At 44.7% G+C, this 20,508-nt stretch carries 21 protein-coding genes and 1 pseudogene; 9 read left to right on the forward strand and 13 right to left on the reverse strand.

What is annotated here, in order from left to right; translation table 11 throughout:
- Positions 1-89 precede the first annotated feature (89 nt).
- The 3 genes from DY78_RS03905 to DY78_RS03915 all read left to right on the forward strand — a co-directional run bounded on the left by DY78_RS03905 (position 90) and on the right by DY78_RS03915 (position 3,550).
- Positions 90-1,439: a hypothetical protein gene (locus tag DY78_RS03905; RefSeq protein WP_024625803.1), complete on the forward strand. Its 1,350-nt coding sequence runs from the start codon at positions 90-92 to the stop codon at positions 1,437-1,439.
- A gap of 31 nt (positions 1,440-1,470) precedes the next feature.
- Positions 1,471-3,069: an L-lactate permease gene (locus DY78_RS03910; protein ID WP_024625802.1), complete on the forward strand. Its 1,599-nt coding sequence runs from the start codon at positions 1,471-1,473 to the stop codon at positions 3,067-3,069.
- A gap of 133 nt (positions 3,070-3,202) precedes the next feature.
- On the forward strand, positions 3,203-3,550 hold the full coding sequence (locus DY78_RS03915) for a hypothetical protein (RefSeq protein WP_024625801.1): 348 nt from the start codon (positions 3,203-3,205) through the stop codon (positions 3,548-3,550).
- Between the two features lie 35 nt (positions 3,551-3,585).
- Here the strand turns inward: DY78_RS03915 and DY78_RS03920 are convergent, their stop codons facing one another.
- Positions 3,586-4,944, reverse strand: a complete 1,359-nt coding sequence (locus DY78_RS03920; RefSeq protein WP_033613922.1) for an amino acid permease — start codon at positions 4,942-4,944, stop codon at positions 3,586-3,588.
- A 197-nt stretch (positions 4,945-5,141) separates the two neighbouring features.
- Between DY78_RS03920 and DY78_RS03925 the strand changes: the two genes are divergently transcribed.
- Positions 5,142-5,999, forward strand: a complete 858-nt coding sequence (locus tag DY78_RS03925; RefSeq protein ID WP_024625798.1) for a DUF368 domain-containing protein — start codon at positions 5,142-5,144, stop codon at positions 5,997-5,999.
- Here DY78_RS03925 and DY78_RS03930 read toward each other — a convergent pair.
- From DY78_RS03930 to DY78_RS03975, 10 genes and pseudogenes are all read right to left on the reverse strand, one after another.
- Positions 6,000-6,734 (reverse strand): annotated as a pseudogene (locus DY78_RS03930) (DUF1003 domain-containing protein). It lies immediately after the preceding gene.
- Positions 6,735-6,880: 146 nt separating this feature from the next.
- Positions 6,881-7,189 carry a DUF960 domain-containing protein gene (locus DY78_RS03935; RefSeq protein WP_024625797.1) on the reverse strand — a complete coding sequence of 103 codons (309 nt, stop codon included), beginning with the start codon at positions 7,187-7,189 and terminating at the stop codon, positions 6,881-6,883.
- A 25-nt stretch (positions 7,190-7,214) separates the two neighbouring features.
- On the reverse strand, positions 7,215-7,547 hold the full coding sequence (locus DY78_RS03940) for a hypothetical protein (protein WP_024625796.1): 333 nt from the start codon (positions 7,545-7,547) through the stop codon (positions 7,215-7,217).
- Positions 7,548-7,637: 90 nt separating this feature from the next.
- Entirely contained in the window at positions 7,638-8,399 is a 762-nt protein-coding gene (locus tag DY78_RS03945) for a DUF4931 domain-containing protein (RefSeq protein ID WP_024625795.1), read from the reverse strand.
- A 61-nt stretch (positions 8,400-8,460) separates the two neighbouring features.
- The gene (locus tag DY78_RS03950; RefSeq protein WP_235810631.1) at positions 8,461-8,754 is read right to left on the reverse strand and encodes a type II toxin-antitoxin system HicB family antitoxin; all 294 of its coding nucleotides are present in this window, start codon (positions 8,752-8,754) and stop codon (positions 8,461-8,463) included.
- A gap of 83 nt (positions 8,755-8,837) precedes the next feature.
- On the reverse strand, positions 8,838-9,614 hold the full coding sequence (locus DY78_RS03955; protein WP_024625793.1) for a hypothetical protein: 777 nt from the start codon (positions 9,612-9,614) through the stop codon (positions 8,838-8,840).
- 386 nt (positions 9,615-10,000) lie between these two features.
- A complete protein-coding gene (locus DY78_RS03960) occupies positions 10,001-10,732 on the reverse strand; it encodes a DUF975 family protein (RefSeq protein WP_024625792.1) in 732 nt (243 codons plus the stop codon).
- A 150-nt stretch (positions 10,733-10,882) separates the two neighbouring features.
- The gene (locus DY78_RS03965; protein ID WP_024625791.1) at positions 10,883-11,323 is read right to left on the reverse strand and encodes a GNAT family N-acetyltransferase; all 441 of its coding nucleotides are present in this window, start codon (positions 11,321-11,323) and stop codon (positions 10,883-10,885) included.
- Entirely contained in the window at positions 11,323-12,195 is an 873-nt protein-coding gene (locus tag DY78_RS03970; protein WP_024625790.1) for a DegV family protein, read from the reverse strand. The genes DY78_RS03965 and DY78_RS03970 overlap by 1 nt, the downstream gene beginning before the upstream one ends.
- 94 nt (positions 12,196-12,289) lie before the next feature.
- Complete coding sequence (locus DY78_RS03975) at positions 12,290-12,712, reverse strand: MarR family winged helix-turn-helix transcriptional regulator (RefSeq protein WP_024625789.1); 423 nt, start codon at positions 12,710-12,712, stop codon at positions 12,290-12,292.
- 263 nt (positions 12,713-12,975) lie between these two features.
- Between DY78_RS03975 and DY78_RS03980 the strand changes: the two genes are divergently transcribed.
- Positions 12,976-14,682: an NFACT RNA binding domain-containing protein gene (locus DY78_RS03980; protein WP_024625788.1), complete on the forward strand. Its 1,707-nt coding sequence runs from the start codon at positions 12,976-12,978 to the stop codon at positions 14,680-14,682.
- An 80-nt stretch (positions 14,683-14,762) separates the two neighbouring features.
- On the opposite strand, the gene DY78_RS03985 is transcribed toward DY78_RS03980, so the two are convergent.
- Positions 14,763-15,257 (reverse strand): NUDIX hydrolase, encoded by a 495-nt coding sequence (locus DY78_RS03985; RefSeq protein WP_024625787.1) that lies wholly within the window; start codon positions 15,255-15,257, stop codon positions 14,763-14,765.
- A 193-nt stretch (positions 15,258-15,450) separates the two neighbouring features.
- Here DY78_RS03985 and DY78_RS03990 point away from each other — a divergent pair, with 193 nt between their 5' ends.
- Genes DY78_RS03990 through DY78_RS04000 form a run of 3 tightly spaced genes read left to right on the forward strand, consistent with a single transcriptional unit; the run spans position 15,451 to position 17,229 of the window.
- Positions 15,451-16,170: a DUF2087 domain-containing protein gene (locus DY78_RS03990; protein WP_024625786.1), complete on the forward strand. Its 720-nt coding sequence runs from the start codon at positions 15,451-15,453 to the stop codon at positions 16,168-16,170.
- 16 nt (positions 16,171-16,186) lie between these two features.
- The gene (locus tag DY78_RS03995) at positions 16,187-16,561 is read left to right on the forward strand and encodes a GIY-YIG nuclease family protein (RefSeq protein WP_024625785.1); all 375 of its coding nucleotides are present in this window, start codon (positions 16,187-16,189) and stop codon (positions 16,559-16,561) included.
- Complete coding sequence (locus DY78_RS04000) at positions 16,561-17,229, forward strand: chloramphenicol acetyltransferase (protein ID WP_024625784.1); 669 nt, start codon at positions 16,561-16,563, stop codon at positions 17,227-17,229. Before DY78_RS03995 ends, DY78_RS04000 begins: the two co-directional genes overlap by 1 nt.
- Positions 17,230-17,640: 411 nt before the next feature.
- Here the strand turns inward: DY78_RS04000 and DY78_RS04005 are convergent, their stop codons facing one another.
- A complete protein-coding gene (locus tag DY78_RS04005) occupies positions 17,641-19,356 on the reverse strand; it encodes a glycosyltransferase family protein (RefSeq protein WP_156093437.1) in 1,716 nt (571 codons plus the stop codon).
- Between the two features lie 479 nt (positions 19,357-19,835).
- Here DY78_RS04005 and DY78_RS04010 point away from each other — a divergent pair, with 479 nt between their 5' ends.
- Positions 19,836-20,477, forward strand: a complete 642-nt coding sequence (locus DY78_RS04010; protein WP_024625782.1) for a VTT domain-containing protein — start codon at positions 19,836-19,838, stop codon at positions 20,475-20,477.
- Positions 20,478-20,508 lie beyond the last annotated feature (31 nt).

Raw genomic sequence — 20,508 nt, forward strand, 5'->3', positions numbered from 1 at the left:
CTTCGTCCTAATCACTTTAACAGCAATTCCCTATCTAAATTGCTATACTTAACAGTAACGAAACTAACAGAATGGATGTGTGACTCGAATTGCAAAAATTGCGGAGTAGCTTTTTAGACTTTTCAATAGCAGATTTAAACTTTTTAGCCAACATTGGCATTATGCTACCGTACGTCTTAATTTTATTTAAATATCAACAGACACATAGCGTGAATTATTTAGTTGGGATGATTGTCTTTTACGTGGCCCGCGCGGCGAGCGTCTTTACCACCAAACGACTAAACTTAAAGTCCAGCGTGTACTTATTAATGTGCTTATGGTTAGGCATCGTGGGTAGCGTGATTTATGGCGTGACCAGTAACCTCATCTGGTTAATTATCGGGGGGTTGTGCCTCGGTTATACGTCTGCCAACATTTGGCCGTACTTCTTAACAATCAAACTTCATTTGACCACCAGTACTGACTTCAAACTAAAACGTCTCTACTGGTTAATCTTTGGCGTTTTAGGCTTGCTGTTCGTTGTCGACTTTATTTTTGATTTGAAATATCGCTTAGCCTTTATCTTATTGGCCGTTTTATTCATCTTGGCCTTACCCGCCGGTCGGCTATTGAACCAATTCTCATTAGCTTTTTATGACGAGCATGCGCAAGCTAAACGCCATCCTTTGAAATTTTGGCGTATTGCTATTTTCATTATTTTCTTTATTGCGATGGGATTATTAACTTTATTACGGAAAATCAGTTTAACGATTGCCTTGCCATACGTCTTAGGCATCGTGGTCTTAGCCATCGTCTTATTAAACATTGAACTGGCTGCTGACTGGAAAGCGATGCCGGCTAACAAATTACGTATCGTCAACCGGGGCTTCTTAATTAGTATCGTCTTACTATTTAACAGTTTCTTTGCCTACTTCATTCTCGGTAAAGCCGGGATGTACATCGTATTTGCTTTATACTTACTCGGCTTTGAAGGGGGCCGGCCCTTATACATGGCATTAGCTCACAAAGTTGAAGCCGTGGCCAAAAATTATGCGCGGGCGGGATTAATCGTCGGCCACTTACTCGCCTTGACCACTATCCCCGCCTTATATGCTATCGGGTTATTATTAATTGCGTTATATGTCGGGTTTGAAAATCCAGCCATTAATATGAGCGTTTATACGGATGATGAAAACGACCCTGATTTGGCAATTATTAATAAATACCGCTTCTCCACGTATGGCGGCTTGTTATGTCAACTCTGTTTCTTTGGCCTATTAGTCACGGTCAGTGCGTTGAATCACTTAAAGTTGATGAGCTTCTTTAACCCAACTACCACAGCCTTGAAAGCGACCTATTTACACGGCTTAGCTTGGCCGATGATTGCCTTATCGTTATTAGTTTCGTTGTTCACGATTTATGGGCAACAATACTTTAAACCATCACATTCAGCTGCTTAGCTGGCCTTAATCAAAGGAGGAGAACCACTCAATGATCTTTGTTGCCCTCGCTGCAATTTTATTACCGTTAATTTTACTTGGCGGCCTCAATCTCCCCGCGACTCGTGGGATGAGTATTAGCGCGGCCGTGGTTATTATTACCGCTTACTTGTTTTGGCACCTATCACCGACTGTCATTTTGGCGTCTATTTTACAGTCGTTGCACAAGGCGTTACCGATTTTATGGATTTTATTCGGCGCTTTACTAATGTTGAACTGTTTACGGGCAACTGGTGCCATTGACCGGATTAATCAAGGTTTTAAAGCTTTATCCGCCGATATGCGCCTCCAAACAATCTTGGTAGCCTTTTTATTTGGTGGCTTGATTGAAGGGGTTTCCGGCTTTGGGACGCCCGCGATGGTCACGGCGCCACTGTTAATTGCGCTAGGCTTCTCCCCTATGGCGGCCGTCATTTTAGCGCTAGTCGCCGACTCGACGCCCGCCGCGTTCGGCGCAGTCGGGACCCCTTTGACGGTCGGCTTGAGTAACGTTTCTGAAAAAGCAAGCCTGCTCAACTTAGTCGGGTTACGAGTCACCCAATTAGACTTATTCGTAGGGGCCTTAATGCCCGCTACTTTGATCTTGATTCTGATCTTTAGTTTTGGACCGAAAAAGCAACGGTGGCAACAATGGTTAGCCGTCTTACCATGGGCCTTATTAATTGGGTTCGCTTATAGCGGCATCGCCCTTTTAAGTGCCTGGTTGATTGGTTACGAGTTCATTTCGATTTTAGCGCCACTGGGAACTTTAATCGTCGCCATTATTAGCATTAAGCAACGCTGGCTACTCCCTAAAAGTGTGCAGACTGACCCTTGGCAAGTCGCCAATAGTCAGCCCCCAACCGCGGCCCCAACCGACACGACCCAAATGTCGTTATTAAAGGCCTGGTTTCCTTACTTACTCGTCGTCTTATTATTACTCACGACCCGGGTCTGGACGAGCTTACAGACGCTACTAACGCACTATGCGAACTTGTCATGGAAAAACATCTTAGGCTTTAGTACGATTAACTCCGATTGGGAACTCCTGTATTCGCCCGGGACCATTTTGACGGTCGCCGCGATTATCGGGTTGCTCGTACAGGCTAAGACCCTCAAGCCACTGGCCCCCACGGCTAAACAAGTGACTAAATCCATGGGTGGCACAGCGATTGCCTTAGTCGTTACTTTGATTATGGTGCAAGTCTTCACGAACTCTGGTTTAAACAGTGCCGACTTACCAAGTATGCCGATGTATATCGCTAAATTCGTGGCGAAGTATTTAGCTGGCATTTGGATTATCATCGCTCCATTCTTAGGTGAATTAGGGTCCTTCGTGACTGGGAGTACCACGGTCTCAACGTTAACATTCGGTCAGATTCAAGCCGACATCGCCGCTAATGCTCATTTGAGTGAGCCCGTAGTCTTGGCGGCGCAATTGATTGGGGCTGCCGCTGGTAACATGATTTGTGTCCACAACATCGTGGCCGTTAGTTCCGTCGTCGGCCTGAGTGGTCAAGAAGGTTCCATCTTACGGCAAACGATTTTACCGGCCTTAGGCTATGCGGCCTTAATCGGCATCGCCGGTCTAGTCTTAGTATCCCTCGTTTAAACAATTAAATTAATAATTAAGGACGGCCATGTACTAAAACGTGGCCGTCCTTTTTGTAATCCTCAGACCTGCAATTAAACGCCATTTGGATTAAAATGTATTTAAATATTTATGACTAAGAAGGAGGCTCGTTATGGAAGTCTGGTTAGTTCCAAGTCTACAGTTAGGCGATCGCATCGTCGGCCTGACGAGTGACCCCGCCGCCAACCAAGCCTTGATGTTACGCTACGCCAAGCGCCTGCAAGCGCGTTTAGGTATCGGTTTTCAAGTCTATGTCGACGACTCACGTGGTTATGATTTATTAAACGCCCCGGAATACGACACGAATACTTGTTGGGTCTTAGCTAGCGAAGTCTACGCCGCTTTAACGACGAGTATTTTCGCTCACCATCATATTATTCAATTAGCTGATCAAGCCGTTATCTTGAAAGCCACGGCTGACATCGAACAACAACTTAAAGCGCCGACGACCCCAAATTAAAACGCCACTAGCTCAATTGCTAGTGACGTTTTTTATTATTGATTAATATCCAGTTTTTGATGACGCCGCATACCGGTTTCAATGACTAATAACGCAATAAACCAGACCACGGAACCAATCACGGCCCAACGATTAACGGTGTCAAAACACAAGACGACCGTGACGGCGATGAAAAAGACCAACGTCGCGATGTTGGACACTGGGAACAGTGGCAACTTAAATGGATTGTCGCGGCTGTCCGTCGTCGTTTTATAGACATAATGACAAACTAATAACGAACACCAGACAATAATAAAGTTTGTGGTGGCTACGTTTGAAATCAACGTGAAGACGGTGCTCGGGATTACATAATTTAAAACAACGATGACTAATAAAATTAATGATGAAAAGCCTAACGCCCGGGCCGGAACATTGAACCGGTTAACTTTCCCCATCCACTTGGGCGCATTTTGACCATGGGCTAACGTAAATAACGTCCGACTCGTACTAAAAATAGCACTATTGCAGGCGGACAAGGCCGCAGTCAAAACAACAAAGTTGATAATGCTAGCGGCGGCTTTAATCCCGATATCACTGAAAACTTGGACGAATGGCGATTGACTCGTGGTAATTTGGTCCCATGGATAAATCGACATGATCACAAATAATGCACCCACATAGAAAAATGAAATCCGAATCGGCAAACTATTGATGGCTCGCGGCAATTCTTTTTCGGGGTTCTCAGCTTCCCCGGCCGTGATACCGACCATTTCAATCCCAGTAAACGCAAAGATAACTAACGAAAATGAGGTCAAAAAGCCGCCAAAGCCTTTCGGAAAGAAGCCCCCGTGACTAACCAAGTTCGTCATCGACACGGTCTGACCCCCAACATGGGCGGATGACCCAATCAAAATGGCTCCGGTAACGATTAAAGCAATAATCGCCACGACCTTGATCATTGAAAACCAGTATTCCAATTCACCGAAGGCACTCACCGATAACAGGTTAAACACGAGCAAAACTAAAATAATAATTAACGGCGTGACCCACTGGGGAATCCAAGGGAACCAGTAACGAATATAAATTCCACTGGCCGTTAGATCAGCCATGGCTAAACTAATCCAGCATAACCAATAAGTCCACCCAATCGCGAATTCAAACTTTTTACCTAAATATAAATTGATGAATTCTAAAAACGAATGCAACTTCGTATTGGACAGCAATAATTCACCAAGAGCCCGCATCATTAAGTAACAAAACAGTCCCCCGATCGCATAAGCTAATAAAATCGAGGGCCCCGCTTGCTTAATGGCCGAACCTGACCCTAAGAATAATCCCGTCCCAATGGCCCCGCCGAGCGCAATCATTTGCACATGGCGCCGCTTTAGTTTGCGGGCGAGTTGTTGATTTTCCATATAGCCTCAACTTTCTTTTGTTTATTTTCATAAAATTTCATGTATTTACATATTAGCCCATTTTATGCTAAAAAGCTGTGGTGAGCAACTCGTATCCCGTGTTCACCACAGCCGACAACGTTTTCAATTGCTTTTAAACGTGGCTTTTGGTATCTTTAATTACTTTGATAAAACATTTCAACTAAAGGAGTTTTCACATGTCCACTAAAGCTACTGACGGTTTTTTCAAACGCTTTTTCAAAGGGGTCGTCATTGCCCTAGGCTTTATTCTGCCAGGGGTCTCTGGCGGAGTCTTAGCAGCCATTTTAGGTATCTACGAACGACTGCTGGGCTTTATGGCCCATCTTCGTGAGCGATTCAGTCAAGATTTTTGGTACTTTCTCCCAGTTGGTCTGGGCGGATTAGCAAGTATTGCCTTATTATCCGCCCCGTTAGAATATTTATTAGCCCACGCGCAAGTTATCGTCTTGTGGGGCTTTGCCGGGGCCATCGTCGGCACTTTGCCCGCCTTGACCCAAACCGCTAGCGAAAAGACACCGCGCGATACGATCGACTATCTCTGGTTCTTTGGCACACTCATCATTAGTAGCGGCTTCTTATTTTTTATGAGTGAAATTTTCGGCACTTTACCGGCTAACTTTATTGGCTTTATTGTGGCGGGCGCGTTGATTGCCTTTGGGGTCCTCGTTCCAGGATTAAGCTCATCAAACCTATTATTAATTTTTGGTATTTTCACCCCCATGCTGACTGGCTTTAAAAACTTAGATTTAGTCGGCGTCTACTTACCGATTGCAATTGGGGGCGCGTTAACGATGGCGCTATTTTCTAAAGGAATGGACTATTTGATCCAACGCTTCCATTCACGCGTCTATCACTTTATCTTAGGCATCGTCACTGCCAGTACCATCTTGATTCTCGTCCCTAACCCCTATGCCGCCGAAAGTATTTCGTACGCCGGCGCGACGCCGCTGACCTATCTAGGTAGCGCCATCGCATTAGTCGCGGGAATTGTGATTGGCTACGCCATGAGTAAGTTAGAAGTGAAATACAAATAACTATGGCTGGGGCTGTTGGGCCGCTTGCAACCGGCGCAATTCGTTGACTTGTGCCTGAATCTCACCGAGCATTTGCGTCTGCATTTTTTGAATTTCGAGCATGTTCGGTTCATCTTGTTGGATTAAATGGTCCACTTTACTGTGTAGGACCCGAATCTCTTCTTCAGATTTCGAATTGACCCGAAAATCATTGACCGCTTGCAAGCGGTCATATTCCGCCGCTCGATTTTGACTCATCATAATCAAGGGCGCTTGAATCGCGGCCACCATGCTCAAAAATTAATTCAATAAAATAAAGGGGTACGGGTCAAAGTGTAACCCGAACAGTTGTAAAACATTTAACAACATCCATACGAGCATGATGCTCACAAATGAAATGATAAAGGCCCAACTCCCACCGAAACGGGCAACAGCATCGGCGACCCGTTGGCCAAAAGTGAGCGAATTTTCCAGTTGCCGGTTAACATCAACCACTTGATACGTATTTTTCGCTAAAATATGGGATAACTGTTGATTAATCTTTTTATTTTGCTGATAATCTTTAGCGATCATCTGGTCCATCTTTTGCATGCGATACTGCACCAGATGCTCACTACAAATAAAATCTGTGGGCGAACTGTGCGGATAATCGTGGCGGATTAACGCCTGTAACTGTGGTTCAAGTTCTTGCAACGTCAGACCATCGACGATATCGTATTTTGCATCGTCGACCAAGCATGGTGCTGTTTTTGGCATTTGACTCACTCCCTTTGACCTGCATAAAACGATTATAACGGTTACCCATAGCAGATACGAGTAAACACCGTGTTATGCTCAGTAATTGAACAAACAAAAAGGAGCCACAGCTGGGCTCCTTTTTGTTTGACCAAATGACGGTCAACTTAAGCTTGTAATTCGTCCATCAGCATCATCGTTTGATAATGCCCATCATCTAACACGACAATGGTTTCTGGGAATTGCCGCGTATAATCATATGGTAAATCGAATTCAAAAATTGAATCTTGGTGGTCATCAAACACGATCGTCACACGACCTTTTCGATTAATCAACGCAAACTGCAAGACGCGTGGCAAGGTCACCATTCCTTGCAAATCGGTGTCAATCACGTCCCAGACGCCATCGATGACTTCACTAGGCAATTTTGCGGCTAAACCAAACGTCGCGTATCGTTCTGCATTTTGATCAAACATTTCTGCCACCTCGCTTTAATTGCGCTTAATTATCACGGACGACCACGGCGACTTCTTTTTCAATCCGAATAAATAAACCTTGGGAATCTTGCCGAAAATCAGCTTCAAGCGTGGTCCCCTTGGGCTTAATCGCACCAACTACGGCGCCAGTCGTCCCATAAATATCGATATTTTGATGCTGAGCGTCCCACTTGACCGTCCAGTAACTACCTTCAAGGGCTTCGTCAACAAAATATTGCGCGCCCGCTAAGACGGCATCATTGATGACACTACTTTCATCGGCCGACATGCCGGCATCGAGTTCCCATCTTAACTTCTGATTAACTTCCAGCATATCACCCGGAATTAAGTTTTGCACAGTTGATTCCTCCACTTCACCATTCTAATTATTTAATTATAACTAATCCTCACTGATTATGATAACATATTGTCTAATTTTACTACCGGCCTAGAACTTTTGCCGAACTGCTGCGGCAATTTCGCGCATTCGTTCCGGGGTGTCCGCTTGCGCGAGTCGATAGCCAATGTAGTACGGTGATACGTTGAACAACGGCACTACCTTGGCCACCAACCGATCACCGAACGGGTAGAAAAACAAATTATAGCTATCACACCGACCATTAAAATAGTCCTGTAATGACCACTGAACGACTTTTTGGACCGCATCAGCTAATTCGTTAATGGCATCAAAGGCCGCGGTCACATTGAACTCCACGAAGCCCATTACCGGCCGATCTGAGACCGTCACTTGCAAGTCACCCGCCGTCACAACTGGGTAACCAGATAAATTAGCAGGCGTCAGATGCGCATAACCGTCCACCGCTTCTAACCCAACTATCTGCATATGCGGATGACGCAAACTTCCGCCCGAATGGGGGCCAAAGTTCTTGTAAAGTAAGACCGACGTGAACCGGTCGCTGGCAATCGTTGCTTGCCACTGCTTGATGGCAAACTGAAAGATTGCGCGATTTTGGGCCACCGGATACGTGGCAATATCCCCTTGATGGTCCGCCGTTTCAATAACGAGCGTCTGCCAAGTAGCTTGTAACGTGGGAAATTTATTCATTAACCAAATCCGGTCTGCTTCTTGGTCTAAAATATCCGTCAACTGCGCCGGTTCACAAAACGGACAGGCATTATGGGGATGGCGAATATTTTCGGGTTTGTCTTTAGCGATATTAGTATCAAAAATTAATGGCTGTACTGACATCATGGCGCTTCCTTTCCTACTAAAAAAGAGACCAGGCTCCGCCGGTCTCTTTAACTCAATTTTATTGCATCGGGGCCGGAGTACCTGAGTCCGGTCCAAATTTAACTTTAGCCATCGTAATCCAAACAACGAATTCCGTGGAGGCTAACCGCCAATATTGTGGGTCAGACGCACTCGGCATCGATTGTTCGAATAAAGCCACGGCTAACGAGTTAGCGGCATTATCCGCAGCAACTTGGACACTGGCACCAAAGGTTTGGGCGGCCGGGACATCTGGAAAACGGACATCCCAATAAGTGCCTTCATCCCGAAAAATCGCTGGATATTTTACTTCGACATTTGGATTCAATCCCACCACTCCGATTCGCTTATTTATGGCTATCATACCGAATTTACGGTTAAAATAACAGTTCAAAGTCTGAGTTTACGTAATTTGACTTAGTCGGTCGTGACTTTATAGTACGTCCCATTGGTGTCACCATTGACCACCGTGTAATTACCGCTATGGGATTCACCATACTTGATGGCCGCTTCACGGGTACTAAAAGACTTCGTTGAGCCACTCGTACTTGATGTCGAACTGCTAGTGGTCGAACTAGCCTTGCTGCTATCGGTAGCACTAGAACTAGCCGTACTACTGCTGCTAGCCGTTGACGAGGACGCCTTGGCACTACTACTGCTGGCCGTCGTATGTGACGTGCTGTTGGCACTCGTGGTCGCATGACTGCTATTAGTACTAGTGTGCGTATCGTTAGAAGTTGTGGCCGTCGTATTATTATCGGTCGTACCAGTGGTCGTATCCGCCGTGGTGTCGTTGCCGGTCGTCGTATCCGTAGTATCAGTCGTGGTATCACTACTGTCACTAGAACTGCTACTCTTCTTTTTCGAAGAACTATTCTTCTTGGAGGAACTCTTCTTTTTTGCTGATGATGAACTTTTACGCGAGCTACTTGAAGAACTGGTCGTTTCAACTAGATCTTGATCAGTTGAAGCTTTGACAAAATAAACGATGGTCCCCCCAAGTGCTATCACGATTAAAGCCAATAACCATAACGAGAGGTGGCGCTTTTTCTTCGGCGATTTCGGTGACTTAGGTGAACGGGGCGTCTTTGGTGGTTGTGGTCCCTTAGGCGTCGTTGCCTTGGTCCGTTTCTTGTTCGTCGATTCTTGCCGGGCTTTTAACCGCGACATTCGCGTCGGCTGTTGTTCAGGCATTAACTATCGCACTTCCTTTCTTGCTTCCGCAAGTTTACCATATTTTCAGGCACTTGTCGTGATTGGATTAATAAACTAACATATAAATTTTAATACAAATCAAGTGCTTTTTGAATAAGCCGGCGACGAAAATATGGCGACTAGTTCAAAGTTGGTTATCGTTAGTTACGGCATTCCGCCAGCCGCAGTCGAATAAAATACCGCGAATTGGAAATGACTTCCTAAAATCGAATTTACGGACAACTAGCCTACTCGCGACAACTAAGTCACTAATAATCCAATTAATCAGACACTTATAACCAGTAACTAAACAAGGATTCCGGCCCTAAGCATCAGTTGCACTGCTTAAGACCGGAATCCTTTTCAATCTAAATTAATATCAAGTATTAGTTAGTCGCTGAATTAGCCACTAAGTTATCATAGTAGTTTGACATCGTCCCAATATAATATGGCGTCAACCATAATTGACCGATACCAAATGTAAGCCCACTGAGAAGCCCCCAGCCAATAAAACTCAATTGTAAAACGAAATATTCAAACTTATGACCGCGCATTAGTTGGCGACTCCGAGTGACCGCATCTCGCACCCGGGGAGCGGGTTGGCCAGCTGGTGTCGCTGCCACCATGTCCTTATAAATGTAATAAGACTGTGAATAAGCATAAGCCTTAATAATCCCAGGGACAATCAGTAACAACGTCCATAGACCAATCCAAATCGCTTGTAAAATAGCTAAACCGGCAACATGCCAGCCATATGGTTTGGTGAAACCAATGGTGGAATCAGCCACCGGATGGATTTCACGTTGGGGTTGGCGCACCCAGTCTAGCATCGAGTAACTCGTACCGACCCGGAACAATTTAACGACCAAATAAATGACTAATTCCACGACCGCCATCACGATGGCCATGATACCAAAAGTCACCAGTAAACTAGGGTCAAACGAACTACTAGCACCGCCACCGCCACTAGTCGCTGTTTTTTGATACTGATCGACCGCCTGTGAGGTAATTCCTAGAATGGAAACCAGACTGATGACCAAACATAATAAAATAGCGCTTCTCCAACGCCCCTTAAATAATTGCTTAACTTCTTGCTTGAGTTGTGCACGACTTTTCATTAAAAAATTCCTCCGTTACGCATAATTCACTCCTGACCTAGTGTACCTGAAAAGCGTCCGTTCGCCAATATAATCACATAAAATGCAGATTTTATCGTTTCGCCGTCTGACCATCAAAAAAGCCGCAACCGCAGTCACGACTTTCAATAATTATAATAGCGATAAACTTTTTTGTAAGACTACCACGGGGGCGCCGTCTTCCGGATACGGGCCCGCAGTTACGGTATAACCGCAGCGCTCATAAAAAGTCTGCGCGGTCGTCTCACCGTGAATCAGACCAGCTGTATAGCCGTGGGCCACGGCCCACTGTTCAGCGGCGATTAGCAACTCGCGACCACACCCATGGCCGCGATAACTTTTACGCGTACAGACCCGTCCAAAGCGCATAACTTGATTGGCCTGAGGTTCTAAACGGAGCGTGACGACGGGTAAGCCCGCCGGCGTATAGCCGACCCCATAAATCCGGTCATCGGTATCTTTAGCATCAAATTCCACCGCGGCCGCGATGCCCCGTTCTTCAACAAACACGGCTTGCCGTAACGCATACGCCGCGGCGCGCGTGGCGGGTGTCGTATCAAAAATAATTTTCATTAGTCTGGATAAGCCTTGTCAATATCTTTCATCCAAGCCAAGGCCAAGGACTTGTCACCTAAGTGTGCGCCAATTACGGGGCCAAAGTACGAAATATCAATCGGCATATCTGGATATTGCTTTTGGAGCTTAGCTTTCCAAGTTTCGGCCGCTTCCATATTATTCCCTTGGATAATTAAAGCCCGCATCGGGTAATCAATCTTAGCTTGGGCTTCCGTGAATAACTGTTCACAACGCGCGATTGCTTTTTTAGTCGAACGGACTTTTTCAAAGGCCACGATTTCATGATTATCATTAAACGTTAGGACGGGTTTAATCCGTAAGACACTACCGATAAATGCTGAGGCATTCGATAAGCGACCGCCCCGCACCAGATTTTGTAAATCATCCACGATGAAGTATTCGCCCATGGAGGCCCGTAAATCATCTAAGCGCGCTAAAATTTCATCAACGGTATGACCGGCTTTCGCCATTCGGGCCGCTTCCATCGCTAAGTAGCCCATCAACCGCACCGTCAACTGGGAGTCGTACGGATATAGCTTAATATGATCCACGCTGTCACGCATGTTCACTAAGCTATTGTAAAAACCAGAAATGGTACTGGAAAGATGGATACTAATAACCGCATCGTAACCAGCATCGCCCAATTTGTTATAAAACTCAATCATTTCGCCCACGGGTGGTTGGGAAGTACTTGGAAATGACTTAAAGGATTTCATATTAGCATAGAAGTCTTCCGTCGAAATATCGACGCCTTCTTGATACACTTTCCCATCTATAATAACCGGAATCGGCACGACATGAATATCATTGTCGGCAACCTCTTGCGGTGTCAAATAGCATGTGCTGTCAGTAACAACAGCGATCTTCATGACATACACCTACTTCTCATCTTTAAAGTAATATTCATCATCATAGCATAAAAGCTATCGAGACTCCACCTTGCAAGCACCGTCGAAAAGTGGCTTAGTCCGCCAAGGTGCGATCAACAGATTTGTTCAATCGATTTAATAAAATGCGTAATAAATTTTGTTCATCTTGAGGCCACTTATCAAAAACAGCCGCTTCAAATCGTTCATAATCGGCATTGACGGTCGCCACCGCATTATCGCCTGTAGCCGTCACGGAATAAATCAATTGCCGCCGATCACGGCCAACGGCTTCTTTAGTCAATTTTTCTTTCTTAACTAAGCTCGCTAATTGCCGACTCAAAGTCGAAGTATCGAGTTGCATTTCAACAGCTAATTTTTCCTGGGTATCAAAGCCAGCTTGTAACTTGATGAGTAGTTGCCACTCAGCGACCGTGATACCTTGTGCTTTCGTCAAGCGTTTTAACACTGCAGTTTGTTGTTTGGCTGTATCCGCCAAAGCCATCAGACTTGATTTCATCTGGGAATCCCCCTCAAAGTAATAATTCATATGTATTATACAATAACCGGTTAAAAGATAAAACAAATTTTTCGTAAAAAGACTGTTAATATCGTTTTTGCATATAACATTGATTAAAGCTAAATTTATTAGGGCGATTACTGAAAAACCGCGCTAATCCGGGCACTAAACTTGTCTTTAACCGCATAATATCGGTATACTGGTATTGTTGTCTGTGTTTTAATCGCTTATAACCAAAATTATCAATGAAAGTGAGTGATCACATGTCTTTTGATGGCGTATTCACCCATGCGATGGTCACTGAATTGCACAAAAAATTATTAAATGGGCGGATTAGTAAAATCCACCAACCGTATCAAAATGAATTGATTTTAACGATTCGCGCCAACGGGACCAATTATCCTGTGCTCTTTTCGGCGGACCCCACTTACCCACGGGTTCAAATCACTAAAATTCCTTATGTTAATCCGGCAGTCCCCACTAACTTTGCGATGATGATGCGTAAATATTTGCAAGGCGCGATCGTCACCGATATTCAACAAATGGCTAATGACCGTGTCGTTCATTTTACGATTACGACGCGCAATGAGTTGGGCGATGCGGAACAATTAGTGTTGATTATTGAAATCATGGCCCGTCATAGTAACGTTATTTTAGTCAACCAACAGAGCCATAAAATTTTAGACGTTATTAAACACGTCGGCGCTGACCAAAATCGTTATCGGCTATTGCTACCAGGAGCCACCTACATCGAACCACCGCAGCAAGATAAGTTAGACCCCTTTGTTCAAAATACGGCTTACGTTCAGTTAGTCAAGGATTTTCCAAACCAAGAAGTCCTGGCCAAACAGTTGCAACAACGTTACCAAGGCTTAGGCCGCGACAGTTCCTTACAATTAGCTGCTGATTTACATCAAAGTGGCGATGCTGCGACCCATTATCAAGCTTTCTTAGACCAGTTTGATCAACCAACGGGAACTTTGATTACCTTGCCAAACCATAAGACGATGTTTGCAGCGGGCAATTACGCCTACTTTGGGCAACCAACACGGCAATTCGATAGTCTCAGTGCCTTACTTGATTTCTATTACCAAGATGCTGCCCAACGTGAACGCGTGCAACAACAAGCTGGTAACTTGATTCGTGTCGTCAAAAACGACTTAAAAAAGAACCGTAATAAGTTAAAGAAGCTCCAACAAACTTTAGCAAACACTAAACAAGCTGATGAGCTCCGATTAAAGGGCGAAATTCTAACAACTTATTTGCACGAAGTCAAACGTGGGATGACGGAGATTGAATTGCCCGATTATTATCACGATAATCGGCCCTTAAAAATTCAGTTGTCCAATCAGCTCTCACCTTCCCGGAACGCGCAAAAATATTTTTCACGTTACCAGAAGCAAAAAAATGCGGTCATTTACGTTGGTGAACAAATCGAATTGACCCAAGCCGAAATCGATTACTTGGATAATATTCAAACACAAATTGAACTAGCTGCCCCGGCTGACATTGCTGAAATTCGTGAAGAGTTGACGCAACAAGGCTATTTGAAACAGCACAAGACTAAAAAGAAGCAGCGTAGCTCTCGCAAAGTCAGTCAACCACAAAAATTCGTCGCGAGTGACGGCACGGAGATTTCGGTTGGAAAAAACAATCGTCAAAACGACCAGTTAACCTTGAAGACGGCGCGCAAAAGCGATTATTGGCTCCATACGCAAAAGATTCCTGGCTCGCACGTCATTATTCACAGCGACGATCCCAGCGAACAGACGCTCACTGAAGCGGCCAATTTAGCCGCCTACTTTTCCAAGGCCCGCGATTCCGCAACAGTGCCGGTCGATTACGTGCAAGTGCGGCGCATTCGTAAACCTAACGGGGCCAAACCTGGCTTAGTTATTTATGAAGGTCAAAAAACCTTGTACGTGTCACCAGACGCCGCGCTAGTCGAAAAGCTAACGCCGAACAAGTAACCATCGTTATAATCAAACAAGACTAAAAGCACCGCTTGAGAATTATTGATTCTCGAGCCGTGCTTTTTTATTCACTCACGCTAATAAACTGGCGCGGTTAAAACTTCCCAAGTCGCATAAGTCGTATCAGTGGGATCAAAATGGCCTTGCTGTAAATAAGCCTTTGCAGCTAACACTAATGGTGACGCATTACTAATATCTAATTGCGACAGCGGCAGTTTAACGGCCCCGTGGGAATCTTGGCCTAAGCAGTCCGGAACCGTCGCCGCAACTTGCCCTTGAACCGCAGTAATTCGATAAAAAACGGCGATATGTTGATTAAACGCCCACGTTTCAAATTGCCACGGATAACGAAAGCTCGTCGTCCCAAGTTGTTCGGCCGTGGTCACCGTCAAGCCGGTTTCTTCATGAATCTCGCGAACGATTGCTTCACTGAGTGGTTCGCCATCCCCTAAACTGCCACCTGGTAAATCGTAACGATTAGTATACGGTCCACCGAATTTTTTCGTAACGACTAATTGTTCAGCGTCACCAATAATACCATAGACCCCAAAAGCGCGATGATATTTTGCCATATTCGTCCCTCCCAAGTTTAACTATCTCAATTATACGCTGGTTACTATAAATATCAGCAGCCAAACGTGTTTATGTATTCGATAAACACAAGTCAGTGCTTTTGGTTTATCATTTTGATAAACATTTATAAAATTAATATGTTGACAGTTTCAATAAACATCAGTAAACTAATGGACATTGGAGGAATCACGTATGGATTTAGCAAATTTAACGGTGACGGACTTAAAACAAGGCTGGCATCTCACCGGTAACCAACGCACTTGTAATTACTGCAACGCAACTTGGTCACTCGAAACGCCGTTGACGACTATCGACGAACATTTAAACATTGCTCATAATCGTAACTTAACCCAATTGATTCATTTAGATAGCCGCTATAATACCTTAACGGATAAACAGCAAGATTTATTGGCCGCCTTCGCCACCGGCATCAAGGATCAAACGTTAGCCACCCAATTACAAGTCGCCGCCGCGACCATTCGTCATCAAAAATTCACCTTCCGTGAAAAGGCCAAACAAGCAAAATTATATTTGGCAATCTATGACTTAGTCTTCAATCAAGCGCCAGCGACTGACACGCTCATCGATGTCCCTGAGCAACCAGAGCCGTTAGATGATCGGTTCATGATTACTGAAGATGAGGCGGCCCAGACGTTGCAACATTATTTTGATTTTGACCAAGAACCCTTACAACTCAAACGGTGGCCGAAAAGGCAAAAAACCATCGTGACGATTTTAACGCGGATTATCGAAGAAGTTCCCGCTAATCAAGAGTTCAGTGAAACGGCATTAACCGCTTATTTAAAACCCATTTACTTTGACTATGTCACTTTACGCCGTTATTTAATCGACTACGGCTTTATTAATCGAACCGCCGACGGCCACACGTATTGGCGCGTCGTTAACAAATGAAAGGAACCCCACTATCATGGATACTGAACATAAAAAGCAGCTCCAAGCCGCTTACAAAATGGCACCGACTTATTACGGTGTCATTCAAATCAAAAATTTAACTAATAACAAAATTTATATCGATACCGTGGCCAACTTGCATAATCGTTGGAATTTTTATCAATTGAATCTCAACAAAAATTTTTATCGCAACAATCCATTGCAGGCGGACTGGAACACCTTGGGCATTGAAGCTTTCGAATATACCGTGCTCTGGAAAAAGGATGCGGCTGATGTGCAAAATATGCGTCAAACCTTAAAGGACCTCAAACTCAAATGGCTGCACCAATTAACCCCTTTTGATGACCGCGGCTACAACCGTCGTCCTAAAGACTGGGAGGAAAATGATTAATGTTAAATACTGACTTTACCCCGATCGACCAAGCAACTTGGTCACGGCGCGAATACTTTTATTACTTTACGAAGCTGTCACCACTTGGCTTTTCGCTAACGGTGAACTTAGACATCACCGCCACTAAAAAGTGGGCGCAAGCGCATCATGTGAAATTCAATGCCGTCTATTTATACTTGGCCAGCCAAGCCTTATTAGCGCATCCGGAAATGCGCGTGGGCAAAGTTGATGAACAGCTCGTCACTTATGACGTGTTACATCCGTCTTATACGGTGATGCATGCTGACCACACGATTAGTAATTTGTGGACGGCTTACGACGCGAATTTTGAACAGTTTTATCAAAATTATTTAGCGGACTTGACCACTTATGGCGACGTTCCCGGACCGATGCCTAAAGCCCCACAGTCGGGCAATTTATTCACCATTGGGAGTCTACCGTGGGTCAACTTTACGAGCTACACCCCGCTACCGTTCACCCCATTAACGTCCTTTTTCCCAGTGTTACAAGCCGGTAAATTCATTACGACTGATGACGGCCAAATCACGATGCCGCTGTCAATAACGATTCACCACGCCGTTGCTGACGGCTACCATGTCAGTCAATATTTTAATGATTTACAAGCCCTGTTAACGACCCCTGAGTCAGCGTTAACCGCTGAAGCATAACGCAAAAAACGAGTCTGAAGCAAAACGCTTCGAATGTTGACCTCCAGCAAATTAAAGTGTTTCCGGGATATCACTGCTTACACGTATTACTCGAACAATACGACAAAAGGATCGCTACTAGCAATAAGTAGCGATCCTTTTATCATATTTAAATGACAGACATAATTTAGCTGGAGGTCAGCAGTAATGGAAGTTGCTGTGCCAGTGGTGTTAATGTCAGTGATTTTCCGACATTTACAGCACCGACATCTTTGGAGATTGGCGAACTGTGCCAAGCTTCAAATTGAGGTGCGAGACCGCTTTTTGGCTCGAACCGGTCGTCACCGCTACTGAAATTACTGCTGACCAGAAGCGGCAACTGTCAGTAACCAACAGTTTTATCCTAGACCCATTCCAATAAAGTCACTTACGCTAATGTGCTGGTGCTTTTTCGGCGCGTTGCCAAGACCGCCGCCAACGATCAGCTAACCAGATTAGGCCAGCTAACCACGCGATGACACTCGTCCACGTTAAAATGGTCGTCAGCTTATGTGGCTGATAAGTCACCGTTAACGTGTTTTTCCCAGCCGGCGTTTTAAGGCGTAGTGTCCCGAGCGTCGTTTTATGCAGTTGCGCTGCGGTAAGTCGCTGACCATTGAGCGTAATTTGACTATTCGTATACGCCACTACTGGAATTCCACGCTTGGAAGCTGCCTTAGTTTGATACCAAGTTAACTGCAATTTGCCGCCAGCTTTGACCGTGTAATGGTACTTGGCTTTCGGTTTAATAATCAATTTGTTATAAAGACTGTAGTAATGTGTTTTACGATTGAACTTTTTAATGGGCACGTAATCTGGCGTAGTCCGATCGATAACTTTAATCAGCAACGCCGTATTTTTCGCATGCAAGATTGGCTGCATTTGCGTCACTTTGGTTACCTTTTTGCCATGATAACGATGACTATTAATAAATCCCGGCTGTGCTTGAAAACCTTTAGCTAAACTTACAGAAGCGTTATCGAATTGATCCGTCGCCTGTTGAACCGCAACGGTCAATGATAAGACCGAAATCAGTGCAAAGCAAACCGCGGCAAAGTTGACCAATTTATTGGCCGGACGCTGAGGGTCTGAGCCAATTACATCTTGGCACAGGTTCACACTACCTAATAGCAGTAGTGGCACGCCAATGATGCCAAACCGGCGGGGCAATTGTAAGAAATTACTTAATGCTGGCCAACTCTTTTGAATTGTTTGCCAAGGCATCAAATTAGTCCCTAGCACAATGTAAACTAGCGCCGTAATCAGCAATAACTTCGTAAATAAGCTAGTCGTCCGCCAATAATAAATTAGCCCCGCTATACCCAAGTAAAAAACGATAAAGACAACGAAATTACTGATAGCGGCGTTGCTGGAACTAAACGGTAAAATAAAGTCGGTAACCCCACTCGTCAGCTTTTGCTGCGCTGGTGGTAATAGCGTATTGGTTTTGACTAAATCTAAAAACGGCATAATTAAGTTAAAACATAAGACGAGGGCCGTTAAAATGGCAGCGCCTAAATAGCCTAAGCTGCGACCAAGATGACGTGACTTGAACAAACCGACGACAAAAAATGGTATTAGCACCGGTAATGCTAATAGCATCGTCATCATTTGCGCTTGCGCAATCACGCCAATAATCAATCCGAGACTGACCATGGCGCGGAACGACCAATCGCCATGGTAAAAATTTTTCATCGGTTCAATCAATAACGGTACCCATGCTAAGGCGAACGCTCGCCAATTCGTGCCAAAAATAAAACTGTAGATCGATAAGGAAGACAAATACATCATCCCAAGTGCCACTGCCGTATGCCGTGAAAATCGGAGTCGGCGGGCGGCCCAATACATCGTCAGCCCCGCCGTGAAATTTAAAATTAAAATCGATAAAATTTGGAAGCGGAACCAGCTCCCGACAACTAACAACAAGCCCCCGAACAAATAAGTTAACAAGGGACTATACAATTGATTCACGACCCGTCCCGCTTGTTGGAACGAATATAAATTTAAAAAGCTGAAATTATGATGTTGGAGTTGCATGGCTGCTTCGTACACCCGATTATAATGGAAATACGTATCGACACCCATAATCGCCGTTCGATTAAAAACCAACGGTGATACCACAATGAGTGACGCCAGCAGTAAAAGTCCAACAGCCCCAAACTGTTTCCTAACCCGCATAATCAATCTCCTACACTTTTAATTTTAACAACACTTTCCCATACGCATAGTATATTCGGCCGAGAATTTAAAAGTCAAAGAACCTCACCTGCAATCCCGCAGATTCCTCCTTCGTATAAATTTATTTATCGAACAAACCGCCTGAACTAAAACAACCGACTGCAAGCAGTCGGTTGCGGTGAAAACTAGCAAGTAACGGATGATCTATCATTGCATCCGACACATATTCGAGGGACATCAAAGGTGCTTTGATAAACCATGGTTATATTATGCGCAAAAATAGCGGTGGCTAAAAGTATACTTATCTGAACTTATCCTGAAAAAATCTCATAATTACTTCAGCGACTTTAAGGGGCAGGCCCCCGCTTTTTTTCGTATGCTTAGGACAATAAAAAAGTGAGGTAAAGCTTATGACTGTCTTGATATCGAGTTTATTTCATTTAAGCACCGTGCTCCCCCAACTAATCGCAGCATATGGTAATTGGATCTATGCGGGGTTATTCTTATTAATTTTCGTTGAAACCGGTCTGGTAGTCTTTCCATTCTTACCGGGGGACTCCATCTTATTTCTGTGTGGTTCATTGGCAGCTTTAGCGAACCACAGTCTGCAATTAACGATTTTATTACCATTGTTAGCCGTCGCCGCAGTATTAGGCGACTTAGTCAACTTTGAAATTGGGAAACGTTTCGGAACCCACGTGCTCAACAGCAAACGCCTATCACGGTTCATTAAACCGGAATACTTGCAAGAATCCCAGGCCTTCTTTGACCGCCATGGCAGTCTCGCCATTTTCTTAGGTCGCTTCGTACCAATCATCCGAACCTTAGTCCCATTCACCGCCGGCATGAGTGCGATGCACTACCCAACTTTCGCCCGTTACAACATCATCGGCGGGATTACTTGGATTTTAGTGGCGGTCTTAGCGGGCTTCTTCTTCGGCAATATCGGCTTTGTCCAACAACATTTCGAATTGATCATGTTAGCGATCGTCTTTATTTCGCTAATTCCTGTGGGCATCACCTTTTTGAAACGTCGCAGTCCCGCGGAATAACCCGCTAGCAAAACTTCTAATCGTATATTAA

It is taken from the genome of Lactiplantibacillus fabifermentans DSM 21115, assembly GCF_000498955.2.
Classification (GTDB): Bacteria; Bacillota; Bacilli; order Lactobacillales; family Lactobacillaceae; genus Lactiplantibacillus; species Lactiplantibacillus fabifermentans.